We start from the raw sequence: 23,806 nt of genomic DNA, 5'->3' as shown, positions 1-23,806 counted from the left end.
GGCGGCGAGACCTCCCTCGAGAACCTCGTCTCGCTCTGCACCTCGCATCACCATCTGCGGCACGGCGACCAGTGGACATACATCGGGAGCGGTGACGGGACGATCGTCTGGACGAGCCCGACCGGTCGAAGGATCAGCAACCGGCCGCCGCCACTCCCCGGCCGACCGCCCGACCCACCGCCGAAGCCCCGCTTCATCGACGTTCCCGCGCCGTTCTGACGACGGCGCGTCTCGATACGCCCGCTGCGCGGGCTACTCGATCAGCAGGCAGGGGCTGCTCGAGCAGGATGCGCGGTGCGCTCCGCGGGCTGCTCGATCAGCAGGCAGCGTGCGCGATACAGGCGTGCGCTCCGGGCCGCACATGCTGGTCGAGCAGCCCCGGCGGGGCGTATCGAGACCCGTCCAGGCCGGCACGGTGGATCTACTTGGAAGAGACGCCCGCAAAAATGCTGGTCGAGTAGCCCCGGAGGGGCGTATCGAGACCCGCCCACCGCGGGGACGTCGGTCTCTTCCCCGTCCTGCACTGGCGCCGGAGGCGCCCCCTCCGCTCGACACGCCCGCGTGGCGGGCCACTCGATCAGCAGGCAGGGGCTGCTCGATCAGCACGCGTCCGGGGCAGGGGCGGCGCCGTGATCGGATCGCGACAGCCCTCGATCCGATCGGGACACCCGCCGTCGGCCCCCGCCGCGAGGCTGGATCCATGACCGACACCACCACAGTCCCCCTCCTCACGGACGACCGGCTCGCCGGCCGCACCGCCCTCGTCACCGGCTCCTCCAGTGGACTCGGCGAGGCCATCGCCCACCGACTCGCCTCGTCCGGCGCGCACGTCCTCGTGCACGGCCGCGACGGGGCGCGCACCGAGGCGGTCGCGCAGGCGATCACCGCGGCCGGTGGCACCGCCGCCGTGCTCGTCGCCGACCTCGGCGGCACGCCCGACGCCACCCGAGCCGTCGCCGCCGAGGCGCTGCGCCTGCTCGGCGGCCGGATCGACGTGCTCGTCAACAACGCCGGCGTCTTCCCCGTCGGCCCGACCGCCGAGCTGAGCGACGCCGACGTCGACGCGCTGCTCGTCACCAACATCCGGGTCCCGCACCAGCTCGTCGGAGCGATCGCGCCGGCGATGGCCGAGCGCGGCTCCGGCGTGATCATCAACATCACGTCGTGGATGGCGCACGTCGGCACCCTCGGCACCGCCCTCTACCCGGCGACCAAGGCCGCGCTCGACCACCTCACCCGCGCCTGGGCGGCCGAGTACGGCGCGGACGGCGTGCGCGTCGTCGCGGTCGCCCCCGGCGCGACACTCACTCCCGGCAACGCGCACGCCTCGGCGATCCTCGACGCGATGACCGCCCCGACCCCTGCCGGCCGCCCCGGCCGCCCGGACGAGATCGCCCAGGCCGTGCGCTGGCTCGCGACCGACGAAGCGTCCTACGTGCACGGCACGACCCTGCTGGTCGACGGCGGCATCGTCGGCGCGCGGCGCTGACCGCGGACCCGGGAGCGCAGGTCAGTCGACCTGCACCAGCCGGCCCGGGTGCAGCGCGGCGTCGGCGGCGGGGGTCGTCTCGTAGGCGCGGCGGTAGTCGCGGCCGAAGTGCGACGCGCTGGCATAGCCGACCGCTGCCGCCGCGCCCGCGGCCGTCTCGCCGCGCACCAGCAGGAGGCGCCGCGCCTCGCCCAGCCGCAGCCGGCGCAGGTAGCCGAGCGGCGACATCCCGGTCAGCTCGCGGAACCGCCGGGTGAGCGTCGGCACGCTCGTGCTCGCCTCCGCGGCCAGCGCGTCGAGCGTCCAGCCGTGGGCGAGCGCGCCGGTCATCGCGTCGACCGCCCGGGTCACCGCGGCCGAGCGGACGGCGGACGACGCCGACAGCAGGCGCGGCGCCTGGTCGCTCTGCAGCAGCCGGAGCACCAGCTCGCGCGACACCGCCGGCCCGAGCACCGGGATCTCCTCCGGTGCGTCCAGGAGCCGGAACAGGCGGTGCAGCGCGTCGGCGAGCTCCGGGGTGATCGTGCCGATGCGCTCCGGGATCGCCGCGGCGGGCCGGTGCGCGACGAGCCCGGCGACCTCGGCGACGAGCACCGGATCCAGGTGCCAGTTGGCCGAGACGAAGTCGCCCTGCTCGCCGGTCTCGACGACAGCCGCGATCACCGGCAGGTCGACCGGCGTGATCAGGAAGCGGCCGGCGCCCCACTGCTCATCCGAGTCGCCGACGATCGAACGCTTCCGGCCGGAGAGCACGAGGCTCAGCGTCGGCGGGAAGCGCGTGTAGACCAGCGAGGTCGGCGCCGTGACCCGGTGCAGCCGCAGGTCCAGCGCGGCGGCGCGCTCCGGATGCTCCAGGTGCCGGCGGGCGAGATCGGCGGCGGCGGCGAGGTGCTGCCGGGCGCTCCCGGGCGGGGCGGTCACGGGCGCGGCAGCGCCGCGAGGGCGAGCTCGCCGATCTCGGCGACGCGCTCCGCGCTCCCACCGTCGCGGGCCTGCGTCGACATCCCGGTCAGCACCGCGACGACGAAGGCGGCCGTCCGCGCCGCGTCGGTGCCGGGCGGCACATCCCTCTCGGCGATCCCCCGCTCGATGCGCGCGGCGATGACGTCCTCCATCGAACGGCGGCGCTCGGCCAGGCGCGGCTCGCTCAGCACGAAGCAGCCGGAGGGCGTGCCCGGGTCGGAGTAGCCCGCGGCGCTCGAGCGGACGACGGCGGCCAGCGCGTCCCAGGCCGTCGGCGCGTCGAGGAGCCGGGCGAGGGCGGCATCGGCGGTGTCCGCGTAGCAGCTCGCGGCGGCACGGAACAGCTCGTCCTTGTCGCCGAAGGCCGCGTAGAGGCTCGGCGCCGAGATGCCGATCTCTCGGGTGAGCACGGCGACCGTCGTCTCGTCGTAGCCGTCGCTCCAGAAGCGGCGCATCGCCGTGTCGAGCGCCTCGTCGCGGTCGAAGCCCCTCGGTCGTCCTGCCATGCTCCGATTCTATAACAGTCGCTACGGAACGTGCTAGCGTGCGTCGCACCGATTCTTTATCGACCATTACAGAAAGGCACTCCCATGCAGATCCAGGACTCCGTCGTGCTCGTGACCGGCGCCAACCGCGGCATCGGCGCCGAGTTCGTCCGGCAGCTGACGGCTCGCGGCGCCCGCACCGTCTACGCCGCGGCGCGCGACGCCTCGACGATCGCCGCCGCGCCGGGCGTCGTGCCGATCGCGCTCGACGTGACCGATCAGGACCGCATCGCCGAGCTCGCGGCGAGCCTCGGCGACGTGTCGATCGTCGTCAACAACGCCGGCATCGCCCCCACTGTCGACTTCGTCACCGGCGACCTCGACGAGATCCGCCGCACGGTCGAGACCAACGCCTTCGCGCCGCTGATGCTCGCGCGCGCCTTCGCCGGGAGCCTCGGCCGGGCGGGCGGCGGCGCCGTGCTGAACGTGCTCTCCGTGTCGGCCTTCGTCTCGTTCCCGGGCTCGGAGTCGTACTCGATGTCCAAGGCCGCGGCCTGGAGCGTCACCGACGGCCTGCGCCTGGCCCTCGCTCCGCAGGGCACCCAGGTGCTCGGCCTGCACATGGGCCTCGTCGACACCGACATGGCCTCGTGGTCGGACGCCCCGAAGTCGAGCCCCGAGGCGATCGTGACGGCCGCCCTCGACGGCCTCGAGCGCGGCGCCGCCGAGGTCCTCGCCGACGACACCGCCCGCGCGGTGAAGCCCGGCCTCGCCCTCGACCCGAGCGAGCGGTACGCGGACGTGCTCACCGCCACCCGGTGACAGCTCATGCTGGTCGAGTAGCCGCCGTGGGCGGCATATCGCGCCTCATGCTGGTCGAGTAGCCCCGCAGGGGCGTATCGAGACCCACGGTCACCAGCAGGACAGGTCTGCAGACTCCACTTCTGACGCTGGTGGATCTCGATACGCCCGCTGCGCGGGCTACTCGATCAGCAGGGGTGCGCCCGCTGCGCGGGCTACTCGATCAGCATGGAACGGCCGACACGAAGAGGACGCTCCCTCCCAGGAGTCGGAAGGGCGTGGCCGCCGCTTGCCATCATGCTGGTCGAGTAGCCCCGCAGGGGTGTATCGAGACCCGCCGTCACCAGCACGTCAGGTCTGCACACTCGCCCTGCCGACGCCGGGTGGAGGCCGGTCCGCGATCTCCGACGCCGTGCGGCCACTGCTCCGCCTTCGCGGGAATAGAGTGGCCTTTAAGACGCAGAAGCGGAACTCCTTCCCGCACCGTCGAACCCAGGAAGGCCCCTCCATGACGCTGCCCCGCGCCGCCGCCGCACTGCTCTCCTCCGCGGCCCTCCTCGCGGTCCTGGCCGGCTGCTCCGCCTCGGCACCCGCCGAGACCGCGACAGCCGAGGCCTCGAGCACGCCGACCGCGACCAGCGCACTCTCCGGCTCGATCACCGTCTACGCCGCCGCGTCGCTGAAGGGCACCTTCACCGAGATCGCGACCGCCTTCGAGGCCGAGCACCCGGGCACCACCGTCGAGCTCACCTTCGCCGGCTCGTCCGACCTGGTGACCCAGATCACCAACGGCGCCCCCGCCGACGTCTTCGCCTCGGCCGACGAGAAGAACATGGCGAAGCTCACCGACGCCGACCTCATCGAGGGCGACCCCGTCGACTTCGCGACCAACACCCTCGAGATCGCCGTCCCGCCGGCCAACCCCGCGGGGATCGCCTCGTTCGCCGACCTCGCCCGCGAGGGCGTGAAGACGGTCGTCTGCGCGGCCCAGGTCCCGTGCGGCGCGGCGACGGTCACCGTGGAGACCGCGACCGGCGTCGACCTCCGGCCGGTCAGCGAGGAGTCGTCGGTCACCGACGTCCTCGGCAAGGTCACCTCGGGCGAGGCCGACGCCGGCCTGGTCTACGTCACCGACGTCGCCGCCGCCGGCGACGCGGTGACCGGGATCGAGTTCCCCGAGTCGTCGCAGGCCGTGAACACCTACCCGATCGCCCCGGTCGCCGGCTCCGCGAACCCGGACCTCGCGGCCGCCTTCACCGCGTACGTGGCCGGCGACGACGGCCGCACGGTCCTCGCCTCGGCGGGCTTCGGCGCCCCCTGAGCACCGGCCCCCTCCGCCGAATCGGCTCTACGATGGCTCCCATGCCGCAGATCCGGATCAAGAACGCCGCCGACTACCTCGGCGTCAGCGACGACACCGTCCGCCGGTGGATCGAGAACGGCACCCTCGCGAGCAGCAAGGACGCGTCCGGCCGCAGCGTCGTCGAGGGCCTCGACCTCGCCCGCCTCGCCCGGCAGAACGCGATCCTCCCCGTCGACCCGAGCGAGGTGGGCCGCTCGGCGCGCAACCGCTTCGTCGGCATCGTCACCGAGGTGGTCTCCGACACCGTGATGGCGCAGGTCGAGCTGCAGTGCGGCCCGCACCGCGTCGTCTCACTGATGTCCGCCGAGGCCGTCCGCGAGCTCGGCCTCGAGCCGGGCTCGCCCGCGATCGCGATCGTCAAGGCGACGATGGTCGTGGTGGAGACCCCGAACGGGAAGGCGTGACGCGCTCGCCCGTGACGCGCTCGCCCGTGACGCGCTCGCCCGTGACCCGCCGGCCGGTGACGCTCTCCGCGGGAGTCCCCCGCTGGGTCGTCGCCGTCGCGGTCGTCGGCGGCGCCTTCGTGCTGCTGCCGCTGGTCGGCATCCTCACCCGCGTCGACTGGGCCGTATTCGTCCCGCTGATCACCTCGGATTCCTCGATCGCGGCGCTCCTGCTGAGCCTGCGCACCGCCGCCGCCGCCACCGCACTCTGCCTCGTGATCGGCGTGCCGATGGCGCTGACCCTCGCGCGCACCTCCTTCCCCGGCCAGGGCCTGGTGCGCGCCCTCGTGCTGCTCCCGCTCGTGCTCCCCCCGGTGGTCGGCGGCATCGCCCTGCTCTACACCTTCGGGCGGCTCGGCCTGCTCGGCGGCGCCCTCGAGGCGCTCGGGATCCGGATCGCGTTCTCCACCACCGCGGTGATCCTCGCGCAGACCTTCGTCGCCCTGCCGTTCCTCGTGCTCAGCCTCGAGGGGGCGCTCCGCTCGGCCGGCGACCGCTACGAGAGCGTCGCCGCGACCCTCGGCGCCCGGCCCTCGACCGTGCTGCGCCGGGTCACCCTGCCCCTGATCCTGCCCGGGCTGCTCTCCGGCGCGATCCTCTCCTTCGCCCGCGCGCTCGGCGAGTTCGGCGCGACGCTGACCTTCGCCGGCAGCCTGCAGGGCGTCACCCGCACGCTGCCGCTCGAGATCTACCTGCAGCGCGAGACCGACCCGGACGCCGCGGTCGCCCTCTCGCTGGTGCTGGTCGTCGTCGCGGTCCTCGTGATCGGGCTCGCGCACCGCCGGCCGCGCGCCGCCCGGACGGAGGTGCGCCCGTGACGCTCGAGATCGACGCGCGGCTGCACGCCCGCGGCGTCGACGTCGCGCTGCGGGTCGAGACCGGGACGACCACGGCCGTCCTCGGCCCGAACGGCGCCGGCAAGTCCACGCTCGTCGGGCTGCTCGCCGGCCTCCTCCGCGCCGACGACGGACACGCGACCCTGGCCGGAGCGACCCTGTTCGACTCCGCCCGCCGCCTGCACCTGCCGCCGCACCGCCGCAGCGTCGCCCTGCTCGCCCAGGAACCACTGCTGTTCCCGCACCTCAGCGTGCTCGACAACGTCGCCTTCGGCCCGCGCAGCACCGGCGCCGGCCGCTCCGCCGCGGCCGAGACCGCGCGCACCTGGCTCGAGGCCGTCGACGCCGTCGACCTCGCCGACCGCCGGCCGGCGCAGCTCTCGGGCGGGCAGGCGCAGCGGGTGGCCGTCGCCCGGGCGCTCGCTCCGAGCCCGGAGCTGCTGCTGCTCGACGAGCCGATGGCCGCGCTGGACGTCGCGGTCGCCCCGCTGCTGCGGCGGATGCTGCGCCGCGTCCTGCCCGGGCGGACCACGATCCTGATCACCCACGACGTGCTCGACGCCTACACGCTGGCCGACCGCGTCGTGGTGCTGCACGGCGGTCGGGTGATCGAGGACGGCCCCACCCACGAGGTGCTGGAGCGGCCGCAGAGCCCGTTCACCGCCGAGCTGGCGGCGCTCAATCTGCTGACGGGCACGGCGACCGGCACCGGGCTGCGGACCGACGACGGCGTGGAGCTGCGCGCGGCGGGCTCCGTCGCCGCGGGCGTGCGGGCCGCGGCCGCGTTCCGGCCCGCCTCCGTGACGGTCGCGCCGGCCCTGCCGGGAGCGCCGGGCGCAGGCCGGGTCCGCGCCCGCATCCGCGACCTCGAGCGGCGCGGCGACCTCGTGCGGGTGCGCGCCGCCGGCATCGCGGCCGACCTCTCCCCCGCTCAGCTCGCCGCCCTCGGCGCGGGGATCGACGACGAGGTCGACTTCGTGATCGATCCGGAGGCGGTCGCGCTCTACCCGGCGCGCGGCGTCGCGGGCGGAGGGTAGCCCTCCGCGGCCCGCCCGAGAAGGGCCCCCTCGTGCGCCCTCTCCCGCGGGTAGCTTTCAGCCATGGCGGAGCGCAGCGAGACCAGGTCCGTGCCGTCGACCGCGATCGACGTCACCGTGAACGGCGAGTCGAGAGCGGTCGAGGTCGACAACCGCACCACCCTCCTCGATCTGCTCCGGGAGCGGCTCGACCTCACCGGCTCGAAGAAGGGCTGCGATCACGGCCAGTGCGGCGCCTGCACCGTGCTGCTCGACGGACGCCGGACCAACAGCTGCCTCGTGCTGGCGGTGTCGCTGGACGGCCGCGAGGTCACCACGATCGAGGGCCTGGCCGACGGCGACGACCTGCATCCGGTGCAGCGGGCGTTCCTCGAGCGCGACGCCTACCAGTGCGGCTACTGCACGCCGGGGCAGATCTGCTCGGTGGTCGGGATGCTCGCCGAGGCGCGCGCGGGCATGCCCAGCCACGTCACCGCCGAGCTCGGCACCGAGAACGTGGTCCTCGACGACGAGGAGGTGCGCGAGCGGATGAGCGGCAACCTCTGCCGCTGCGGCGCCTACGCCAACATCGTGCCCGCCGTCCACGACGCGGCGGAGCACCCGAGCGAGACGGAGACCGCGCGATGAGGACCTTCGAGTACCAGCGGGCCGCGGACGTCGCCGACGCCGTGCGCCTGCTCGCCGCGTCCCCCGAGGCGAAGCCGCTCGCGGGCGGCACCAACCTCGTCGACCTGATGAAGCTCGGCGTCGAGCGCCCCGCCGCGCTGGTCGACGTCAGCCGCGTCGACTTCGGCGGCGTCGAGGAGACGGCCGAGGGCGGACTCCTGATCGGCGCGGGAGTCGCGAACAGCGACCTCGCCGCGCACCCGCTCGTCCGCCGCCGCTACCCGGCCCTCAGCCGCGCGCTGCTCGCCGGCGCCTCCGGCCAGCTGCGGAACCAGGCCTCGACCGGCGGGAACCTGCTGCAGCGCACCCGCTGCACCTCCTTCACGGACGTGTCGAAGCCGTGCAACAAGCGCGAGCCGGGCACCGGCTGCTCCGCTCTGAAGGGCGTCTCCCGCGAGCTCGCGATCCTCGGCATCGCCATCGGCGCCGACCCCGGGCACCTCTGCATCGCGACCCACCCCGGCGACATGGCCGTCGCACTCACCGCCCTCGACGCCGCCGTCCGCTTCGAGACCGTCGACGGGCCGGCGAGCCTGCCGATCAGCGACTTCTTCCGGCTCCCCGGCGAGCACCCCGAGCGCGACACGAACCTGCCGGCGGGTGCGGTGATCACCGCCGTCGAGCTGCCGCCACTGCCGTTCGCCGCGACCTCCACCTACCGCAAGGCCCGCGACCGCCGCTCCTACGCCTTCGCACTCGGCTCGGTCGCCGCGGCGCTGGACGTGACCGACGGGACGGTGACCGACGTCCGCCTCGCCCTCGGCGCGGTCGCGCACGCGCCCTGGCGCGCGCGGATCGCGGAGGACCTGCTCCGCGGCGGCCCCGCGACCGTCGAGGCGTTCACGCGTGCGGCGGAGGTGGAGCTCGCCGCCGCGACGCCGACCGAGCAGAACGCCTTCAAGGTCCCGCTGCTCACGCGGCTGATCGTCGGCGTCCTCGCCGAGCTCGCCGGACTCGACGAGGAGGTGGCGGCATGACCGCGCTCGGCACGGCCCTCGGCACACCACTGGGCACACCGCTGGGCACACCACTGGCCCGGCTGGAGGGCCGAGACAAGGTCACCGGCGCGGCCCGCTACGCCTTCGAGCACTCGCCGGAGGGTCTGCTGCACGCCTGGCCCGTGCAGTCGGCCGTCGCGACGGGCATGGTGCGGCGGATCGACGTCGACGCCGTGCTCGCGCTTCCTGGCGTGCACTCGGTGATCACCCCCGACTCCGCGCTGCCGCTCGAGGACGCGGACGACGGGGAGCTGCAGGTGCTGCAGTCGCACGCGGTCGCCTACCGCGGCCAGGTGATCGCGCTCGTCCTCGCCGAGACGCTCGAGACCGCCCGCGAGGCCGCCGCCGCGCTGCGCGTCGAGTACGTCGACTCCGGGACCGACGTCGTGCTCACCGAGGACCAGCCCAAGCTCTACGCGCCGGAGCAGGTCAACGCCGGCTTCCCGACCGACAGCTCCGACGGCGACGTCGACGCGGCGATCGCGGCGGCGGCCGTCTCGATCGACGCGCGCTACTCCACCCCGGCGCTGTTCAACTCGCCGATGGAGCCGCACGCCTCGGTCGTCACCTGGGCCGACGGGCACCTCGACGTCCTCGACTCCTCGCAGGGCACGAGCTCGGTGCAGTCGACCCTCGCGACGCTGTTCTCGCTCGATCCCTCCGTCATCCGGGTGCGCAGCGAGCACGTCGGCGGCGGCTTCGGCTCGAAGGGCTCGCCGCGGCCGAACGTGGTGCTCGCGACGATGGCGGCCATCCTCACCGGCCGGCCGATCAAGATCGCCTACACCCGGCAGATGATGTTCGCGCTGGCCGGCTACCGCACGCCGACGATCTCGCACGTCCGGCTCGCGGCCGATGCGGAGGGGCGGCTCACCGCGATCGCGCACGAGGCCTTCTCGCACACCTCCACGATCCAGGAGTTCGCCGAGCAGACCGGTGAGGCCACCCGCCACCTCTACGCGGCGCCGAACCGACTGGTCACCCACCGGGTCGCGGCGCTCGACGTGCCGACGCCGCGCTGGATGCGCGCGCCAGGCGAGTGCCCCGGCATGTACGCGCTCGAGTCGGCGATGGACGAGCTCGCGGTCGCCGCCGGGATCGACCCGATCGAGCTGCGGGTGCGCAACGAGCCGGACGTCGATCCTGATTCGGGCTCGCCGTTCTCCAGCCGGCACTACCTCGAGTGCTTCCGTCGCGGAGCGGAGCTGTTCGGCTGGGAGGACCGCGATCCGCGGGCAGGCAGGGACCGCCGCGGCCGCTGGCTGGTCGGCACCGGGGTCGCGGGCGCCACCTACCCCGTGCTCACCTCGCCGAGCGGGGCGCGGGCCACCGCGCTGCCCGGCGGCCGCTTCGCGATCGCGGTCAACGCGACCGACATCGGCCAGGGCGCCCGCACGGTGCTCACCCAGGTCGCCGCCGACGCGCTGGACGTGCCGGTCGACCGGATCGAGATCGTCATCGCCGACAGTGCGCTGCCGCAGGGCCCGGTCGCCGGCGGCTCCTCGGGCACCGGATCGTGGGGCTGGGCCGTCACGAAGGCCTGCCACCGCCTGCTCGCCCTGCTGGCCGACGGGCAGCCGCTGCCCCCGGAGGGCCTCGACGTCGTCGTCGACACCACGGAGGACGTCGCCGGAATGGGCGACTTCGCCCGCTACGCCTACGGCGCCCACTTCGTCGAGGCGCGGGTGGACCTCGACTCGGGCGAGATCCAGGTGCCGCGGATGCTCGGCGTCTTCGCCGCGGGCCGGATCCTCAACCCGCGCACCGCGCGCTCGCAGTTCCTCGGCGGCATGACCATGGGCCTCTCGATGGCGCTGCACGAGCACGGCGCCCTCGACCCGGTGCTCGGCGACTACGCCAACCACGACTTCGCGACGTACCACGTGGCGGCGAACGCCGACGTGCTCGACCTGCGGGCGGAGTGGCTGGACGAGGAGGACCCGCACCTCGCGCCGATGGGCGGCAAGGGCATCGGCGAGATCGGCAACGTGGGCACCGCGGCGGCCGTCGCCAACGCCGTCTTCCACGCCACCGGCGTCCGCGTCCGCGACCTCCCCGTGCAGCCCGACTCGCTACTCGCCGCCCTCCCGCCGCGCTTCTGATCGCCGCCGACACCTGCTGGTCGAGTAGCCGCGGAGGGGCGTATCGAGACCCACCAGAGTCAGAGGACGAGTCTGCAGACCGCCCTGCTGCTAACGGCGGGTCTCGATACGCCCCTGCGGGGCTACTCGACCACCATGATGTCGCCCCCGCGGGGCTGTTCGACCAGCATGATGGGGCGACACCGCGTCCGTTCCCTCAGCACCGAGCCGCGGATCGGCTGAGGCCCGGCAGCCGGCCGAAGGCGGCGACGACGACGGTCGCGGCGAACGGGAGGACGGCCCCGGCGGCCGCGAGGCCGAGCCCGGGGAGACTCGTCGCGAGCGCCAGCAGCAGGAGCAGCACCGCGCCCAGCATCAGGGTGCAGAGCGGTCGCGCGAGCAGCAGCTGCGCGGTGGTGCGCAGCTGCCAGCGCGTCCGCTCCGCGAAGTGCGCGCGGACCACCCAGAACTCCACGGCGAAGAGCGCGAAGAGGGCTGAGACCACGAGGAGGACACCGGTCACCGCGACACCGAGGCCGTCCACCTCGACGCCGCCGAGGATCCGGTGGTCGACCCAGAGGACCGCGCCGACGCCGAGCAGGGCGCAGCCCGGCACGTTCGCGCGCGGGAACTCGTCGCGCCAGAACCGCGCGAACAGCGAGACGGTCTGCCGGAGCGACCACGGACCGTCCGGGTCGAGCAGCCGGGCGCGATGGACCGCGTGCGCGGCGGCCACCGAGGGGAAGAACCCGGCGATGACCACCCCGCGCAACGTGAAGAGCAGCATCGCCGCCGAGACGACCAGTACGAGCAGCACGACCCGGCAGGCCGCCTCGTAGCGCTCGGCGAGCGACGCCATCAGCCCTTCACCGCCCCGACCAGCACGCCCTTGTCGAAGTAGCGCTGCAGGAACGGGTAGAGCACGAGCAGCGGCAGCGTCGAGACGATGATCACGCCGTACTTGATCTGGTCCGCGGTCTCCTGCAGCTGCTGCGCGGACTGCCCGCCGCTGCCGCCCTGGCCCGCGACCGACTGGTTCGCGAGAAGGATGCTCTGCAGCACGTTCTGCAGCGGCAGGAGTGAGGCGTCGCGGACGAAGACCAGGCCGGTGAAGTAGTCGTTCCAGTGCCCGACGAAGTAGTACAGCCCGATCACGGCGATGATCGCGGCGGAGAGCGGGAGCACGATCCGCAGGAAGAAGCCGAGGTAGGTCACTCCGTCGATGCGGGCCGCGTCGTGCAGCTCCTCGGGGATCGAGGTCTCGAAGAACGACCGGGCGATGATCAGGTTGAAGACGCTGAGGGCACCCGGGAGCACGAACACCCACATCGAGTTCAGCAGCCCGAGATCGCGGTAGAGCAGGTAGTTCGGGATCAGTCCGCCGGAGAAGAACAGCGTGACCGCGAACACCAGCAGCAGCACCCGCCGCGGCCGGAACTCGGGCCGGGAGAGCGCGAACGCCGCCGGGATCGTGACGAGCAGGTTCAGCGCCGTCCCGAGGACGGCGTAGACGACGGAGTTCCGGTAGCCGTTCCAGATCCGCTCGTCCTGCAGCAGCCGCTCGTAGCCCGAGAGCCGGAACCCCTCCGGGATCAGCGTGAGCCGCCCCGAGGAGACCGCACCCGGATCGGAGAACGACGCCACGACGATGAACCAGAGCGGGTAGAGCACGGCGAACACGACGATCGCGATCAGGAGGCCGGCGACCGCGTCGATCACCCGGTCGAGCGGCCGTTTCGGCACCGTGCGGCGCCGTCGGCGCGGCGGAAGGGGTGCGCTGCCGCCGGCTCGGGCGTCGGCGACGGCGATGCCGCGGGTGTCCGGTGCAGGGGTCATGGACGTCCTCTCCCTCGGGGTCCAGGGGTCCCAGCGGCGGCTCGCCCCTCCGCGCTCAGAAGACCCTCCGCGCTCAGAAGACACTGGAACCCGTGGCGCGCTTGGCGAGCTGGTTGGCCACGATCAGCAGGGTGAAGTTGATCACCGTGTTGAAGAGGCCGATGGCGGTGGAGTAGGAGAACTGATTGCTGAGGATGCCGATCTTGTAGGTGTAGGTCGCGATGACCTCCGCGGAGGACAGGTTGAGCGAGTTCTGCATCAGGTAGACCTTCTCGAAGCCGACGCTCAGCACCGACCCCATGTTGAGGATGAGCAGGATGGCCGCGGTCGGCAGGATCGTCGGGACGTCGACGTAGCGGATGAGCCGGAGCCGCCCCGCGCCGTCGATCTTCGCGGCCTCGTAGAGCGAGGTGTCGACGGTCGAGAGCGCGGCGAGGTAGATGATCGCGTTCCAGCCGCAGTGCTGCCAGACCTCGCTCACCCAGTAGATCGCCGAGAAGGCGTCCGGCTCGGCGAGGAGGTTCTGCCCCGGCAGGAACCGGCCGAGGAGCCCGTTCTCGGGCCGCAGGAAGATGTTGATCATCGCGACGATCACCACGACCGAGATGAAGTGCGGCATGTAGGTGATCGTCTGCACGAAGCTCTTGAGGCGGCCGGCGCTGATCTGGTTGATCAGCAGCGCCAGCACGATCGGCGCGACGAACCCCATCGCGAGCGTCCAGAGGCTGATCTGCACGGTGTTCAGCACGATCGTCGAGAACAGCGGCGACTCGAAGAACTGCACGAAGTAGTCGAGGCCGACCCACTCCCCGCCGCTGAGCCCGCGCGCGGGGACATAGGTCCGGAAGGCGAGCTGGAGTCCGTACAGCGGCACGTAGGCGAAGACGGCGGTGAAGACCAGCGCCGGCAGCACCATCAGCCAGAGCTGCCACTGGTTGCGCACGCTGCGGAGGGCGCGCAGCGGCCGGGGCGGGACCGGGAGCGGCGCCCCCGCGGGCGGGGTGAGGGGCGCCCCGGCCGACGGAGCGTCGAGAGCCGTCCGCGTCATGACGCCGCGGTCGCGAGGTCGTAGGCCTTCTGCCAGAGCTCGACGTTCTGCACGAGGCCGATCGACTCGAGCTGGGCGACGTACTCGTCCCAGTCCTCGTCGACCCCGCCCTCCGCGATCCACTGCGACGTCTTCTGCAGCGCGTAGTTGAGCACGGCGGTGTCGTTGTTGGCGGCGGTGATCGCGTCCTCGGCGGACAGCCGGACGTAGTCGGGCATCAGGTCGCGCACGTGGTCGTAGTGCGAGTACTGCTCGGTGTAGACGTCGTCCACCTCACGGAGATCGTCGCGGTTCCAGTCCCCGTTCAGGGTGACCGAGTCGGGGATCCAGCCGGCCAGGCGGTCGGCGAGCGCAGGGTCGCGACCGTCCGCGACGGCGGCCCGGTACGCCTCGGTGACCGAGTACGTGCCGTCGCCGTCGTCCGTGACGAACTCGGGGATCGAACCGGTGAACTGCTGGATCGAGTACTTCTCGCTGTAGAGGGCGTCGACCACCTTCCACACGCACTCGTCGCCCGCCGCGGCCGCCGAGACGGCGAGCTTCCCGCCCTCGAACTCGTTGTCCGAGCCGTCCCAGACCACGTCCTCGGCGGACATGCTCGCGGAGGCGGCGGGAGCGGGCATCGCCACGTACTGGTCGCGGAGATCCCCGAAGTCGGCGAGCGACCAGCCGAAGATCAGGCCGATCTGCGCGGTCTCCCCGTCGCCCGCCTGAGCGGCGTAGTACGCCGAATCGTCCTTGGTGAGCGCGTCGGCCGGGATGAGGCCGGCCGCGAGCAGCTCGTGCAGGTACGACACCACCCGGCGGTACTCGTCCGAGACGAGGAAGTTGGCGACCCGTCCGTCGGAGACGTGGATCCCCTGCGCCGACGGACCCTTGTTGAACGAGGTCGCGATGCCGGTGGAGTTCAGCAGCAGGAACGGGCTGTACCAGCCGAAGCCGGCCGTCTCGAGGCGGCGGACGTTGAACGGGACCTCGTCCGCCTGCCCGTTGCCGTTCGGGTCCTGCGTCTTGAACGCCTGCAGCACCGTCGTCAGCTCGTCCCAGGTCCGCGGGACCTCGAGGCCGAGGGCGTCGAGCCAGGCCCGGTTGATCATCATGTGCTGGCCGGAGCCGCGGTAGCCGCTGCCGCGGGACGAGGAGAGCGAGTGGATCTCGCCCTTCTCGTTCTCGACCAGCCGGCGCGCGTCGGGCTTCTCCTCGAAGAACCGCCGCACGTTCGGCAGGTCGTCCAGGTGCGGCGCGATGTCCTCGAAGAGGCCCGGGTACTGCACCGCGTCGTTCGCGCCGACCGCCCGGAGCGCGATGTCCGGCACGTCCCCCGCGGCGAGCGAGGGGTTCTTCTGCTGGGTCCACGCGGTGTCGTCGATCGTGTTCCAGTTCACCGTGCAGCCGGTCTCGGCCGCGAGCGCCGCGGCCCAGGGCGTCTCGCTGACCGGCACCTGCGCCGTGCTCTGCGCGACGAGGACGTCGACGGCGCCGTCGTCGGCGGCCGGACCGCTGTCGGTGCAGGCCGCCAGGCCCGCCGTCAGCGCGAGCGCGGTCGCTCCGGCGAGCGATCGCCGGACCAGGGTGTTCGAGACGAGGGGCATGGTGGTCTTCTCCATCGAAGGGTGAGCGGCAGGGGAACGCGGCAGCCGTGACCGTTCACGTGAACGGTCACGGACCACGAGTGCCCACACGCTAAGCTGGCGGCCGTCGACCTGTCAAGGCAGCTGTCGCCGAAGACGCGAGGCGCTGTCGCCATATGCGTGTTGCCAGACGAGACTGAGAGAAGGAGGGCCGCTGTGGACCGCTCCGGCGAACCGCCGATGCCCCCTCGTCCACCGAGAGACCTGCCGGTTCGCCGCGCCACCATCCGCGACGTCGCCCGCGAGGCCGGCGTCTCGCGGCAGACCGTGACGCGCGCGATGAACGGCATGTCCGAGATCAGCGCCGCCACCCGCGAGCGCGTGCTCGCCGTGAGCGAGGCCCTCGGCTACGTCCCCAGCCGGTTCGCCGCCAACATGGCCCGGCAGAAGAGCATCGCGGTCGGCCTCGTGATCACCTCGCTGCGGAACCCGTACTACACCGACCTCGCCGCCGACCTGCTGGAGGAGTTCGCCGCGCGCGGCTGGCAGGTCGTCGTCGTCGCCGAGACGAACGAGTCCGAGGAGCAGATCGTGGCGGACCTGGCCACCCAGGTCGACGTCATCGTCGGCTATCTCGCCCGGGAGAGCCTGGAGTCGATCCGCCGGGCGGCGCGCGGGGTGCCGGTCCTGCTGATCGAGCGCGACGACGAGCTGCCGGGCGTGCACGCCATCGCCGTGGACTTCGCGCCCGGGATGCGCGCGCTGGTCGACGGGCTGCGCGAGCGCGGGGCGCGCACCATCGGGATGCTCGACCACGCCGAGCCCGACGAGTACGCCCCGAGCGCGCGCCGGCTGCGATTCGAGGAGTGCCTCGCGCCCGGCGAGGCCGCGCTCGTCGCGACCGGCGGCGACACCATCGCCGGCGGAGCCGACGCCTTCGGCGAGCTGCTGGCCGCGCACCCCGAGGTCGACGCCGTCATCGCGTTCAACGACATGATGGCGCTCGGCGCCCTGCAGCGCGCGAGCCGCCTCGGGCTCGAGGTGCCGCGCGACGTCCGCATCGCGGGGATCGACGGCCTGAGCCTGGGCGCGGCGATGCTCCCGAGCCTGACCTCGCTCACCATCGATCGCGCGCTGATCGCCCGGGCGGCGGCGCTCCGGCTGGCGGAGCTGCTGTCCCCCGCCGGCGGAGGCCCGGGCGGTGCGGGTGCCGCGGATCCGATGACGGTCGTCACGCCGTGGCCGGAGTGGCGGGACAGCGCATGAGGATCACCGCTCCGGCCCCCCGCTGGCACCGGCCGCGGGAGCGCGCCCTAGCCGACGGCCGTCGGCCGGTCAACGCGGTCATCCCGATCCGCTCCGCTCCGTACGCTGAGGATCCGGGCCGAGAGGCCCCACGAGACGGGGGAACCATGCTGCAGGTGACGGTGTCCGAGCGGACGTACCTCCTCGCCGCGGACGCGACGATGGAGCGGACCAAGCAGGACGTGCTCGAAGCGATGCGCACCGCCCCGGCCTTCCTGTCCCTGACGACGGTGCTCGGCGGGCAGGTCGAGGTGCTGCTGACCGCGGCCAGCTCGGTCGTGCTCGAGCTGCACGACGAGGCCCCGCTCCCGACGGCCCCGCACGGCGACGCGGCGCCGGACTACGACGACCTCTACGGCGTCGACTACCTCTGACCCGAGGGCGTGTCGGAGGTCGGTCGTAGACTGACGTCCCCATGCGCAGACACAGCCTGACCCCGCGTCCCGACTGGCGAGCCCGCTGCGACGAGGTCGGCTTCAGCTTCTACGACCTCCCCTCGGAGGGCGGCCGGCCCTACTGGAACGAGTCGGCGGCCTACGGCTTCGCGCTCGCCGAGATCGAGCTGCTCGAGACGGCGACCCAGGAGCTCTTCGACCGCTGCATGGACGCCTGCGAGCACGTCGTCCGCACCGGCCGCCTCGCGGAGTTCGGCATCCCGGAGCGCTTCCACGAACTGGTCCGCACCTCCTGGGACGAGGACGACCCCACGGTCTACGGGCGGTTCGACCTCGCCTACGACGGCGAGGGCACGGTGAAGCTCCTCGAGTTCAACGCCGACACCCCGACCTCGCTGGTCGAGACGGCCGCCGCGCAGTGGCAGTGGCTGGAGGAGACGCGCGGCCCCGAGGCCGACCAGTTCAACGGCCTGCACGAGCAGCTCGTCGAGCAGTGGCGGCACCTCCGCGTCGACCGCTGGCAGCTGGACGAGGGCGCGCGGCTGCACCTCGCCTCGCTGCACGACTCCGGCGACGGCGAGCTGATCGTCGAGGACGCGGACACCGTCGCCTACATGGCCGAGACCGCGGCGCAGGCGGGCTTCGACCCGAAGCTGATCTTCGTGGAGGACATCCGGTACGAGCTCGACGGCGCCGGCTTCCTCGACGCCGACGGCGAGCCGATCCGGCGGATCTTCAAGCTCTACCCGTGGGAGTGGATGCTCGGCGAGCAGTTCGGCGGGCTGCTGCTCGACCGGCGCGAGCGCACTCGCTGGGTCGAGCCGGCCTGGAAGCTGCTGCTCAGCAACAAGCAGCTGCTCGTGGTGCTCTGGGAGCTGTTCCCGGGCCACCCGAACCTGCTCCCGGCCTCCGTCGAGCCGCTCATCGGCACGGCGCAGGTGCGCAAGCCCCGGCTCGGCCGGGAGGGCGCGAACGTGACGATCCTCGACGCGGACGGCGCGGTCGTCGCGGAGAACGGCGGCGCCTACGGCGAGGAGGGCTTCGTGCACCAGGCCCGGGCCGATCTCGCCCGGATCGACGGCCGGACGGTCGTGATCGGCAGCTGGATCGTCGGCGAGACGCCGGCCGGCATCGACGTGCGCGAGACCGGCGGACCGATCACCGGGGACCTCGCGGAGTTCGTGCCGCACTTCATCGAGGAGGGCCGGACCCCCCGCGACGAGCCCCTCTTCGGCCGCCCCGAGCACGCCCGACCCGAGCAGGGCGGCCCCGAGCACGGCCGCCCCCAGGACACGCGACCCCAGGACGCGCGGGAGAAACGCCCGCAGGACGAGGAGACCCGATGACCACCCCCGACGACCGTCCCGAGAACCGCCCCCAGGACGCTCCGCAGGACTCCCCTGCCGGCGACCCGGGCACCACCCGCACCCGCCGCCGCTCCGGCGACGTCGGCATCAGCGGCATCGCCTCCCAGCGCCGCGGGCTCGTGATCGGCGGCGTGGTCGCCGTCGGCGTGCTCGGTCTCGCGGTCGCCTTGAACTCTGCGAACCCCTCCACCGACGGCGTGGTCACCACCGGCGCCGACGGCCAGGACTACGTCATCCCCGAGAACGCCGAGCGCCCGGTCTACGCCAGCCGCGAGGACTGCCTGGCGGACGTCCGCGAGCAGATCGCGCAGCTGCAGGCCCAGGGCGAGGAGGTCGGCGACGATCCCGAGCAGCTCTGCGAGGCGACCGACGAGTACCGCGGGCACTATGCCGGCGGCTTCTGGGTCGGCCCGCTGATCTTCGCGTCGTCGCGCTGGAACTCGACCCGGGCGACGAGCTGGGCTCCGGTCACGACGGGCGGCTTCGCGGCGCGCGGCGCGACCCAGCCCGACGTGGTGCAGAAGGCGCCCGCCGGATCGGCGCCCGGCTCGAAGGCCACCCTCGCGGGCGGCTTCGGCGGCACGGGCAAGTCCGGCTTCGGCTCGCACGTCGGCGGCTGAGCAGCACCTCCGGGGGGAAGCTCGTCAGCGGCGAGCGTCGCGGAGCTGGTCCAGGGCGGCCCGCACGTCGCGCCGCACGTCCTTGTCCGGGTCGCGGACCATCGAGGTCAGCGTCTGCTCGACGCTCGCCGCGAACTCGCCCTTCGCGTCGCGCCCCGAGCCGATCCCGGCGACCGCGGCGGCGACGAGCGCCCGCGCACCGGCCGCGCGGACCCGCGCGTGCTCGTCGGTGGTGAGCCGCGCCAGCTTCTTCTGCCCGCCGAGGACCCGCTCCGCGCAGACCCGGGCGCACATCTCCCGCACGCGCCAGGCCGGGTTGGCCAGCCCGGCGAGGACCGCGTCGGCCGCGGTGTCGTCCCAGACGTAGAGCAGGGCGCGCGCGCCCCACAGCTCCGGCCAGTACAGCGAGGGCGCCCCCTGCAGGACACCCGCCGCGTGCTCGCCGCCGACGGTGAGCAGGAAGGCCTCTCCCTCGTAGCCGCGGGTCAGCAGCGCGGCCGAGCGCAGGGCGACCGCGCGCTCGCCCTCGCGGGCGACCTGGGCGCGCAGGCGCTCCTCGAGCGGATCGGTGAGGGTGACGGAGGGTTCGCTGTCGGATGCCATAGGGCCACCAGCGTAGTCGGGGCGCCGTCGTCCCCGGCGAGGGGGATGCGGCCGCCTGGTCGGCGTCGCTAGCGTGCAGGGATGTCACGAATCACGCGCCACGGCGCTCCCGCGCGCCTCGGCGCCACCGCCACCACTGCCAGCGCCGCCGCCCTCCTCGTCCTCCTCGCCGGCTGCTCCTCCCCCTCCGGCACCGACTCCGGCAGCGACGCCGACACCATCGACACGGCCGCCGCGACCGGCGACACGATCACCGGCGACGGCTACTCCTACTCCGTGCCCGAGGGCTGGGGCACCCCCGACGCCGACCCCGCGAGCATGGGCGCGGACACCCTCGCCGCCGACCTCACCGACACCGACGGCTTCGCCGACAACGTGAACGTCGTCCTCAGCCCCGCCGGCGAGGTCTCCGCCGAGCAGGTCGAGGACGCCGGCGTCACCGAGCTCGAGAACGCCGGGGCGACCGACGTCGAGGCGAACGACCGCGTCGTCGTCGCCGGAGCCGAGTCCGCGCACCTCAGCGCGAACCTCAGCGCGTCGGGCACCAGCTACGCCGTCGAGCAGTACTACGTCACCGACGAGGGCCAGACCTACGTCGTCACCTTCTCGTTCAGCCCCACCGTGGACGACGACCAGCGCGAGGCCGTCGCCGAGTCGGTCCTCGCCTCCTGGGCCTGGGCCTGATCCTGACGTGAGCCTGCTCCGGCCGGCGCCTCAGCCGCGCGGCCGGAGCAGGAAGTCGACGTGCCCGAGCACGGACGCCGCGACGAGCGGCCGCCGCCCGACGACGGGCAGGATGATCGCCCCGAGGATCGAGAGCCCGAGCTCGTCGACCGGGGCGTCGGCCGGGAGCTGCCCCGCCTCGACCGCCTTCGCGAAGCGGTCCGAGAGCGTCTGGTCCACGCCGAACGCGCGGCCCAGGCGCTCCCCCACGGCGGCGTCCTCCGCGCCGGCGGCGATCAGCGAGCGCACGAGCGACGCGCCGGGCTCCGTGCCCGCGAGCTCCAGGATCGGCGCGAGCCACACCCCGAGATCGCGGCGGAGATCGCCCGTGTCCGGGAGCTGCACCTCGATCGCGACGAGCCGGCCCTCGATCATGCAGTCGGCGATCAGCGCGCCGCGGGAGGGCCACCAGCGGTAGACGGTCTGCTTGGAGACCCCCGCATCCTTGGCGATGCCCTCCATCGTGAGGTGGTCCCAGCCGCGCTGCAGGAACAGCCGGGCGGTCGCCTCGAGGACCGACTCGCGTGCCGCGGCGCTGCGGACCGGTCCGCTCCGGTGCTCCGTCATGCGACGAGCGTACAGCGGCTCTAGACGAGACGTACCGTATGATCTAGCGACCGCTGCCGCCGCCTCTCGCGGGCTCCTCTCGATCGGACATCTCCTTGGCCTCCCTGCTGTTCCGTCTGGGCACCTTCGCCGCTCGCCGCGCCTGGGCGGTGATCGTCGCCTGGGTCGTGATCCTCGGCGTCGCGGTCGGCGCCTTCCTCGCGGTCGGCGGCACGCTCACCAACAGCTTCGACATCCCGGGGACCGCGTCCGGCGCCGTCACCGATCAGCTGGCCGAGAAGCTGCCCGACACCGCCGGCGGCACCGGCACCGTCGTCTACCGCACCGCCGACGGCTCCGCGCTGACGGCGGAGCAGGAGTCGGCGATCTCGGCGCTGGCCGCCTCCGCCGAGGACCTCGAGGGTGTCGCCGCCGTCGTCGATCCGTTCGCCGCGCGCCAGTCGCAGCTCGACGGCGCTCAGCAGCTCGCCGACGGCCGGGCGCAGCTCCAGGCCGGGAAGGAGCAGATCGACGCCGGGCAGGCGCAGCTCGACGCGGGCCAGGCCCAGCTCACCGCAGGCCAGCAGCAGCTGACCGCGGCCCGCGAGCAGGCCGTCGCCGCCGGCGCTCCGGAGCAGCAGCTCGCCGCGCTCGACGCCCAGCAGGCGCAGCTCGACACCCAGCAGGCCGAGCTGACCGCGCAGCAGGCGGCGCTCGACGCCTCGCGCACCGAGCTGGAGGCGGGCGCGGCCCCGCTCGACCAGGGCGAGGAGCTCCTCGCCCTCGCGGACGGCATCGGCGTCGTCTCGGCGGACGGCTCGACCGCCATCGTCAACGTCTCCTTCACCGAGCCGCGCCTGGAGCTCCCGGAGGAGGTCAAGCAGGGCGTCATCGACCACTTCGAGTCCGCGCCGGTCGCCGGCGCCGACGTCACGTTCGCGACCGATCTCGCCCAGGGCGTGCCGCAGATCTTCGGCGTCGGCGAGGCGATCGGCCTCGTCTTCGCGGGTGTCGTCCTGATCGTGATGCTCGGCTCGCTCGTGGCCGCCGCGCTCCCGATCGTCACCGCCCTGGTCGGCGTCGGCGTCGGCGTCACCGCCTCGCTCTCCTTCTCGGGCGTCATCGACATGGCCTCGGTCACCCCGGTCCTCGGCGTGATGCTCGGCCTCGCGGTCGGCATCGACTACTCCCTCTTCATCGTCAACCGGCACCGCAAGCAGCTGCTCTCGGGCGTCGAGGTGCGCGAGTCGATCGGCCTGGCCAACGGCACCTCCGGCACCGCCGTCGTGTTCGCCGGCTCGACCGTCGTCGTCGCGCTGCTCGCCCTCAACGTCACCGGCATCCCGTTCCTCGGCCTGATGGGCACGGTCGGCGCGGTCTGCGTCGCGGTCGCCGTGCTGATCGCGGTCACGCTCGCCCCGGCGATCCTCGGCCTGCTCGGCACCCGGCTCCTGCGCCGGAAGGCCCGCTCGGCCGTCGTGCACCACGCGGCGGTGAAGACGGTCGCGCCGATGTCGACCCTGCGCGCGGTCCTCACCGTCGTCGGCACCGTCGCCGTGCTGCTGGTCATCGCGATCCCGGCGCTCTCGATGCGCCTCGGCCTGCCGGACGGCGCGAGCGAGCCCGAGGGCTCGACCAGCGCCCGCTCCTTCGAGATCGTCGGCGACGAGTTCGGCGCCGGCGCGAACGGCCCGCTGCTCGTCACCGCGACGGTCCCCGGCGGGGTCACCGACGACGCGCTGCTCGCCACCCAGGTCGACGTCGCCCGGACGATCGCCGAGCAGGACGACGTCGTCGCCGTGGCGCCCATCGCCGCCTCCGACGACGGCACGCTGCTCGCCTTCCAGGTGCTGCCGACCGAGGGCCCGAACAGCGCCTCGACCGAGGCCCTCGTGCAGGACCTCCGCGCCCTGCCGCCGGTGGACGACGACATCGTCCTCGGCGTCGCCGGCCAGGCGGCCACCAACATCGACATCTCCGAGGGGCTGAACGACGTCCTGCCGACCTACCTCGCGGTCGTCGTCGGCCTCTCGCTGCTGATCATGATCCTGGTGTTCCGCTCGCTGCTCGTGCCGCTGATCGCGACCGGGGGCTTCATCCTGTCGCTGTTCGCGACCTACGGGCTGATCGTCGCGGTCTTCCAGTTCGGCTGGGGCGCCGACCTGATCGGCCTGCACTCGACCGGGCCGATCCTGAGCTTCCTGCCGGTCATCCTGGTCGGGATCCTGTTCGGGCTGGCGATGGACTACCAGCTCTTCCTCGCCTCCGGGATGCGCGAGGCCTACGTGCACGGGGCGAACGCCCGGCTCGCCGTCGCCCAGGGCTTCCAGGCCGGCAAGGCGGTCGTGATCGCCGCGGCGCTGATCATGGTGGCGGTCTTCGGCGGCTTCATCTTCTCGGAGTCGACCATCATCCGCTCGATGGGCTTCGGCCTCGCGTTCGGCGTCCTGCTCGACGCGTTCGTCGTCCGGATGCTGCTGATGCCGGCGCTGATGCACCTGCTCGGGCGCTCCGCCTGGTGGCTCCCCCGCTGGCTCGACAGGCTCCTCCCGGACGTCGACCTCGAGGGCGCCGCGCTCGAGCGGACGCACCCGCACCCGCACGCCTGAGCCCCGCGGCTAGATTGGCGG

General features: G+C 73.2%; 23 protein-coding genes and 1 pseudogene. 16 read left to right on the top strand and 8 right to left on the bottom strand.

All coding sequences use genetic code 11. From position 1 onward, the window contains the following. Together MT355_RS09130 and MT355_RS09125 are read left to right on the top strand one after the other, a co-directional pair. Positions 1-219: pseudogene (locus MT355_RS09130) on the top strand (HNH endonuclease); the annotation flags it as partial. 481 nt (positions 220-700) lie between these two features. Further along, complete coding sequence (locus MT355_RS09125; RefSeq protein WP_243599268.1) at positions 701-1,489, top strand: SDR family NAD(P)-dependent oxidoreductase; 789 nt, start codon at positions 701-703, stop codon at positions 1,487-1,489. Between the two features lie 21 nt (positions 1,490-1,510). Here MT355_RS09125 and MT355_RS09120 read toward each other — a convergent pair whose 3' ends face one another. Next, complete coding sequence (locus MT355_RS09120) at positions 1,511-2,410, bottom strand: AraC family transcriptional regulator (RefSeq protein ID WP_243599267.1); 900 nt, start codon at positions 2,408-2,410, stop codon at positions 1,511-1,513. Then, complete coding sequence (locus tag MT355_RS09115; RefSeq protein ID WP_243599266.1) at positions 2,407-2,958, bottom strand: TetR/AcrR family transcriptional regulator; 552 nt, start codon at positions 2,956-2,958, stop codon at positions 2,407-2,409. The genes MT355_RS09120 and MT355_RS09115 overlap by 4 nt, the downstream gene beginning before the upstream one ends. A gap of 84 nt (positions 2,959-3,042) precedes the next feature. Between MT355_RS09115 and MT355_RS09110 the strand changes: the two genes are divergently transcribed. From MT355_RS09110 to MT355_RS09075, 8 genes are all read left to right on the top strand, one after another. Beyond that, positions 3,043-3,759, top strand: a complete 717-nt coding sequence (locus MT355_RS09110) for an SDR family oxidoreductase (RefSeq protein ID WP_243599265.1) — start codon at positions 3,043-3,045, stop codon at positions 3,757-3,759. Between the two features lie 487 nt (positions 3,760-4,246). Beyond that, positions 4,247-5,059 carry a molybdate ABC transporter substrate-binding protein gene (gene modA, locus MT355_RS09105; protein WP_243599264.1) on the top strand — a complete coding sequence of 271 codons (813 nt, stop codon included), beginning with the start codon at positions 4,247-4,249 and terminating at the stop codon, positions 5,057-5,059. A 41-nt stretch (positions 5,060-5,100) separates the two neighbouring features. Next, positions 5,101-5,505, top strand: coding sequence for a molybdopterin-binding protein (locus tag MT355_RS09100; protein WP_123737136.1), 405 nt, complete (start codon positions 5,101-5,103; stop codon positions 5,503-5,505). 26 nt (positions 5,506-5,531) lie between these two features. Further along, positions 5,532-6,362 carry an ABC transporter permease gene (locus MT355_RS09095; protein WP_243599263.1) on the top strand — a complete coding sequence of 277 codons (831 nt, stop codon included), beginning with the start codon at positions 5,532-5,534 and terminating at the stop codon, positions 6,360-6,362. Continuing rightward, the gene (locus MT355_RS09090; RefSeq protein ID WP_243599262.1) at positions 6,359-7,417 is read left to right on the top strand and encodes a sulfate/molybdate ABC transporter ATP-binding protein; all 1,059 of its coding nucleotides are present in this window, start codon (positions 6,359-6,361) and stop codon (positions 7,415-7,417) included. The genes MT355_RS09095 and MT355_RS09090 overlap by 4 nt, the downstream gene beginning before the upstream one ends. Before the next feature lie 63 nt (positions 7,418-7,480). Next, on the top strand, positions 7,481-8,044 hold the full coding sequence (locus MT355_RS09085; protein WP_243599261.1) for a 2Fe-2S iron-sulfur cluster-binding protein: 564 nt from the start codon (positions 7,481-7,483) through the stop codon (positions 8,042-8,044). Beyond that, a complete protein-coding gene (locus MT355_RS09080; protein WP_243599260.1) occupies positions 8,041-9,060 on the top strand; it encodes a xanthine dehydrogenase family protein subunit M in 1,020 nt (339 codons plus the stop codon). Before MT355_RS09085 ends, MT355_RS09080 begins: the two co-directional genes overlap by 4 nt. Then, a complete protein-coding gene (locus MT355_RS09075; protein ID WP_243599259.1) occupies positions 9,057-11,183 on the top strand; it encodes a xanthine dehydrogenase family protein molybdopterin-binding subunit in 2,127 nt (708 codons plus the stop codon). The genes MT355_RS09080 and MT355_RS09075 overlap by 4 nt, the downstream gene beginning before the upstream one ends. 196 nt (positions 11,184-11,379) lie before the next feature. Here the strand turns inward: MT355_RS09075 and MT355_RS09070 are convergent, their stop codons facing one another. From MT355_RS09070 to MT355_RS09055, 4 genes are all read right to left on the bottom strand, one after another. Then, complete coding sequence (locus tag MT355_RS09070; RefSeq protein ID WP_243599258.1) at positions 11,380-12,021, bottom strand: DUF624 domain-containing protein; 642 nt, start codon at positions 12,019-12,021, stop codon at positions 11,380-11,382. Continuing rightward, on the bottom strand, positions 12,021-12,998 hold the full coding sequence (locus tag MT355_RS09065) for a carbohydrate ABC transporter permease (protein WP_243599257.1): 978 nt from the start codon (positions 12,996-12,998) through the stop codon (positions 12,021-12,023). Before MT355_RS09065 ends, MT355_RS09070 begins: the two co-directional genes overlap by 1 nt. A 73-nt stretch (positions 12,999-13,071) precedes the next feature. Further along, positions 13,072-14,046: a sugar ABC transporter permease gene (locus MT355_RS09060; protein WP_243599256.1), complete on the bottom strand. Its 975-nt coding sequence runs from the start codon at positions 14,044-14,046 to the stop codon at positions 13,072-13,074. After that, positions 14,043-15,638: an extracellular solute-binding protein gene (locus MT355_RS09055; RefSeq protein ID WP_243599255.1), complete on the bottom strand. Its 1,596-nt coding sequence runs from the start codon at positions 15,636-15,638 to the stop codon at positions 14,043-14,045. The genes MT355_RS09060 and MT355_RS09055 overlap by 4 nt, the downstream gene beginning before the upstream one ends. A gap of 219 nt (positions 15,639-15,857) precedes the next feature. Here MT355_RS09055 and MT355_RS09050 point away from each other — a divergent pair, with 219 nt between their 5' ends. The 4 genes from MT355_RS09050 to MT355_RS09035 all read left to right on the top strand — a co-directional run bounded on the left by MT355_RS09050 (position 15,858) and on the right by MT355_RS09035 (position 19,304). Beyond that, positions 15,858-16,883: a LacI family DNA-binding transcriptional regulator gene (locus tag MT355_RS09050; RefSeq protein WP_243599254.1), complete on the top strand. Its 1,026-nt coding sequence runs from the start codon at positions 15,858-15,860 to the stop codon at positions 16,881-16,883. Positions 16,884-17,038: 155 nt separating this feature from the next. Continuing rightward, positions 17,039-17,296, top strand: a complete 258-nt coding sequence (locus tag MT355_RS09045; protein ID WP_243599253.1) for a hypothetical protein — start codon at positions 17,039-17,041, stop codon at positions 17,294-17,296. 41 nt (positions 17,297-17,337) lie between these two features. Continuing rightward, entirely contained in the window at positions 17,338-18,663 is a 1,326-nt protein-coding gene (locus MT355_RS09040; RefSeq protein WP_243599252.1) for a glutathionylspermidine synthase family protein, read from the top strand. Then, positions 18,660-19,304, top strand: coding sequence for a hypothetical protein (locus tag MT355_RS09035; RefSeq protein ID WP_243599251.1), 645 nt, complete (start codon positions 18,660-18,662; stop codon positions 19,302-19,304). Before MT355_RS09040 ends, MT355_RS09035 begins: the two co-directional genes overlap by 4 nt. Positions 19,305-19,328: 24 nt before the next feature. Here MT355_RS09035 and MT355_RS09030 read toward each other — a convergent pair whose 3' ends face one another. Beyond that, positions 19,329-19,907 (bottom strand): HEAT repeat domain-containing protein, encoded by a 579-nt coding sequence (locus MT355_RS09030; RefSeq protein WP_243599250.1) that lies wholly within the window; start codon positions 19,905-19,907, stop codon positions 19,329-19,331. An 81-nt stretch (positions 19,908-19,988) separates the two neighbouring features. Between MT355_RS09030 and MT355_RS09025 the strand changes: the two genes are divergently transcribed. Continuing rightward, the gene (locus tag MT355_RS09025; protein ID WP_243599249.1) at positions 19,989-20,591 is read left to right on the top strand and encodes a hypothetical protein; all 603 of its coding nucleotides are present in this window, start codon (positions 19,989-19,991) and stop codon (positions 20,589-20,591) included. Between the two features lie 30 nt (positions 20,592-20,621). On the opposite strand, the gene MT355_RS09020 is transcribed toward MT355_RS09025, so the two are convergent. Next, positions 20,622-21,197, bottom strand: a complete 576-nt coding sequence (locus MT355_RS09020; RefSeq protein WP_243599248.1) for a TetR/AcrR family transcriptional regulator — start codon at positions 21,195-21,197, stop codon at positions 20,622-20,624. 95 nt (positions 21,198-21,292) lie between these two features. Here MT355_RS09020 and MT355_RS09015 point away from each other — a divergent pair, with 95 nt between their 5' ends. Continuing rightward, positions 21,293-23,785, top strand: a complete 2,493-nt coding sequence (locus MT355_RS09015; RefSeq protein WP_243599247.1) for an MMPL family transporter — start codon at positions 21,293-21,295, stop codon at positions 23,783-23,785. Positions 23,786-23,806: the final 21 nt, after the last annotated feature.

This window comes from Rathayibacter sp. VKM Ac-2929 (assembly GCF_022815495.1).
GTDB classification, from domain to species: Bacteria; Actinomycetota; Actinomycetes; order Actinomycetales; family Microbacteriaceae; genus Rathayibacter; species Rathayibacter festucae.
The sequence above is the reverse complement of the archived record's forward strand: the minus strand, read 5'-3'. Positions and strand labels throughout refer to the sequence as shown.

Coding starts and splice junctions, on each gene's coding strand:
- MT355_RS09040 (WP_243599252.1), top strand. CDS start 17,338: ATGCGCAGACACAGCCTGACCCCGCGTCCCGACTGGCGAGCCCGCTGC.
- MT355_RS09035 (WP_243599251.1), top strand. CDS start 18,660: ATGACCACCCCCGACGACCGTCCCGAGAACCGCCCCCAGGACGCTCCG.
- MT355_RS09085 (WP_243599261.1), top strand. CDS start 7,481: ATGGCGGAGCGCAGCGAGACCAGGTCCGTGCCGTCGACCGCGATCGAC.
- MT355_RS09075 (WP_243599259.1), top strand. CDS start 9,057: ATGACCGCGCTCGGCACGGCCCTCGGCACACCACTGGGCACACCGCTG.
- MT355_RS09025 (WP_243599249.1), top strand. CDS start 19,989: ATGTCACGAATCACGCGCCACGGCGCTCCCGCGCGCCTCGGCGCCACC.
- MT355_RS09070 (WP_243599258.1), bottom strand. CDS start 12,021: ATGGCGTCGCTCGCCGAGCGCTACGAGGCGGCCTGCCGGGTCGTGCTG.
- MT355_RS09050 (WP_243599254.1), top strand. CDS start 15,858: ATGCCCCCTCGTCCACCGAGAGACCTGCCGGTTCGCCGCGCCACCATC.
- modA (WP_243599264.1), top strand. CDS start 4,247: ATGACGCTGCCCCGCGCCGCCGCCGCACTGCTCTCCTCCGCGGCCCTC.
- MT355_RS09110 (WP_243599265.1), top strand. CDS start 3,043: ATGCAGATCCAGGACTCCGTCGTGCTCGTGACCGGCGCCAACCGCGGC.
- MT355_RS09100 (WP_123737136.1), top strand. CDS start 5,101: ATGCCGCAGATCCGGATCAAGAACGCCGCCGACTACCTCGGCGTCAGC.
- MT355_RS09115 (WP_243599266.1), bottom strand. CDS start 2,958: ATGGCAGGACGACCGAGGGGCTTCGACCGCGACGAGGCGCTCGACACG.
- MT355_RS09020 (WP_243599248.1), bottom strand. CDS start 21,197: ATGACGGAGCACCGGAGCGGACCGGTCCGCAGCGCCGCGGCACGCGAG.
- MT355_RS09080 (WP_243599260.1), top strand. CDS start 8,041: ATGAGGACCTTCGAGTACCAGCGGGCCGCGGACGTCGCCGACGCCGTG.
- MT355_RS09060 (WP_243599256.1), bottom strand. CDS start 14,046: ATGACGCGGACGGCTCTCGACGCTCCGTCGGCCGGGGCGCCCCTCACC.
- MT355_RS09065 (WP_243599257.1), bottom strand. CDS start 12,998: ATGACCCCTGCACCGGACACCCGCGGCATCGCCGTCGCCGACGCCCGA.
- MT355_RS09125 (WP_243599268.1), top strand. CDS start 701: ATGACCGACACCACCACAGTCCCCCTCCTCACGGACGACCGGCTCGCC.
- MT355_RS09055 (WP_243599255.1), bottom strand. CDS start 15,638: ATGCCCCTCGTCTCGAACACCCTGGTCCGGCGATCGCTCGCCGGAGCG.
- MT355_RS09030 (WP_243599250.1), bottom strand. CDS start 19,907: ATGGCATCCGACAGCGAACCCTCCGTCACCCTCACCGATCCGCTCGAG.